Origin of the sequence: Pseudomonas tehranensis (assembly GCF_014268615.1) — a bacterium.
GTDB classification, from domain to species: Bacteria; Pseudomonadota; Gammaproteobacteria; order Pseudomonadales; family Pseudomonadaceae; genus Aquipseudomonas; species Aquipseudomonas tehranensis.
In genome coordinates this window covers 1-1,519 of the sequence record NZ_JABWQV010000448.1, presented here as the reverse complement: position 1 = coordinate 1,519, position 1,519 = coordinate 1, and the positions used below count along the sequence as shown (strand labels likewise).

Sequence of the window (1,519 nt, the reverse complement as noted above, 5' to 3'; positions counted from 1 at the left end):
AACCCAGCGGGAGCAAGCTCCCTCGCCACGCGGGCTCGTTGAGCCTTAAGACGTGTTCAATACCGACATCCCCCTAGGAGCAAATCCTACAGAGGGATTACAATCGCCACCCCGCCTGAACGGCTGACCCACCCCGCCCATGCCAACCTGCTCTGTACACCCACTGCCCTACCGTGCCAACCCCGCCGAGTATTTCGCGGTGATCCGTCATGCCCCGGGCAGTGTGCTGCTCGACAGCGGCCGGCCGAGTGCCGAACGCGGGCGCTATGATTTGCTCAGTGCCTGGCCGCTGGAGCAACTGGCGGTGTTGTCAGGTGAGAGCGGTGCCGATTTCCTGCAACGCTTGCGTATTCATCTGACGCAGCTGGGCCGAGCTGTACTGCCGGCCTCGGTGCAGTTGCCTTTCGCTGGCGGCCTGATCGGCTACCTGAGCTACGACTTTGGCCGACATCTTGAAACCCTGCCGTCCCACGCCAAAGACGATCTGCACCTGCCCGACGCGCGGTTCGGTGTGTACGACTGGGCGCTGGTCACCGACCATCAGGCCGGGACCAGCCAGTTGGTGTTTCACCCTCACTGCGCCGGCAGCGAACGCCAGCGCCTGATGGCGCTCTTCAGCCAGCCGACCTCAGCACCTGTGACCGCCTTCAGCCTTGAAGTGCCCATGGCGCCCGACCTCCATAGCGATGCCTATCGACAGGCGTTCGAACGGATCCAGGCGTATATCCAGGCCGGTGACTGCTATCAGGTCAACTTTGCCCAGCGCTTCCGCGCCCCGTGCCAAGGCGATGCCTGGGCCGCCTACCAGGCGCTGCGGGCGGCTTGCCCGACGCCGTTTTCCGGCTTCCAGAGCTTGCCAGACGGCGGAGCGGTGCTGAGTCTGTCACCCGAGCGTTTCGTCAAGGTCAGCGAAGGTCATGTGGAGACCCGCCCGATCAAGGGCACCCGTCCACGCGGCGCAACCCCTGACGAAGACGCCGCACACGCCGCCGAGCTGCTGGCCAGCCCCAAGGACCGGGCGGAAAACCTGATGATTGTCGATCTGCTGCGCAACGACCTGGGCCGCACCTGCCGCATCGGCTCGGTGCGTGTGCCGGAGTTGTTCAGCCTGGAAAGCTATCCCAACGTCCACCATCTGGTCAGCAGCGTGACCGGCGAGCTGGCCGACGCCAAGGATGCCCTGGACTTGATCGCGGGCAGCTTCCCCGGCGGCTCGATCACCGGCGCACCGAAAATCCGCGCCATGCAGATCATCGACGAACTCGAACCGACCCGCCGCGGGCTGTATTGCGGCTCGTTGCTGTACCTGGACGTACGCGGCGAGATGGACAGTTCCATCGCCATCCGCAGCTTGCTGGTCAAGGATGGGCAAGTGTGTTGCTGGGGCGGCGGCGGGATTGTCGCAGATTCGGATTGGCAGGCTGAGTACCAGGAGTCGATTACCAAGGTTCGGGTGTTGCTCGACACCCTACAGAAGCTGTAACCCCTGTGTAGGAGCTGCCGAAGGCTGCGATCTTTT

1 protein-coding gene is annotated in these 1,519 nt (G+C 64.0%); it reads left to right on the top strand.

Annotated features, from left to right (window positions below):
- The first annotated feature begins 139 nt into the window (after positions 1-139).
- Positions 140-1,483, top strand: a complete 1,344-nt coding sequence (gene pabB / locus HU811_RS26890) for an aminodeoxychorismate synthase component I (RefSeq protein WP_186659139.1) — start codon at positions 140-142, stop codon at positions 1,481-1,483.
- Positions 1,484-1,519 lie beyond the last annotated feature (36 nt).

What these genes read in the sequence shown, in the direction of transcription:
- pabB (WP_186659139.1), top strand. Translation starts at nt 140, where the DNA reads ATGCCAACCTGCTCTGTACACCCACTGCCCTACCGTGCCAACCCCGCC.